This window comes from Dietzia massiliensis (assembly GCF_018390595.1).
Taxonomy (GTDB): domain Bacteria; phylum Actinomycetota; class Actinomycetes; order Mycobacteriales; family Mycobacteriaceae; genus Dietzia; species Dietzia massiliensis.
Map to the genome: position 1 here is coordinate 1 of NZ_JAHBAV010000372.1, position 318 is coordinate 318.

1 protein-coding gene is annotated in these 318 nt (G+C 56.6%); it reads right to left on the reverse strand.

Annotation, left to right across the window (positions count from 1 at the left end):
- Nucleotides 1-213 (reverse strand): Rha family transcriptional regulator (locus tag KHA85_RS17610; protein WP_368858504.1); only part of this gene is annotated, 213 nt, incomplete at its 3' end.
- Nucleotides 214-318 lie beyond the last annotated feature (105 nt).

Sequence of the window (318 nt, forward strand, 5' to 3'; positions counted from 1 at the left end):
TTTTGAACCAGATGCGTCTACGTAGTGATCGACAAAGGCCACCGTTGGTGCGTCGGCCAGAACCTTCTGCTCCAACATCGCTTTCTGTTCGGCCATATCAGCAGCCAGGCGCAGCGCTTCCGGCAGCGTCTGCGGGACAGGTGAGCTTTGCTCTTCCAGTTCGTGCAAACGCTTGATCACCCTCATGCGCAGACTGGCGCTGTATCCGGTCACCAAACATTCGGTATGCTCTCTATCGAGCGCATATTCCCGGTATTGCTGGCCGTTCTGGGGGTGTCTCCAAATCTGGATATACCCATCCAGGCCTTCGCCCAGCTG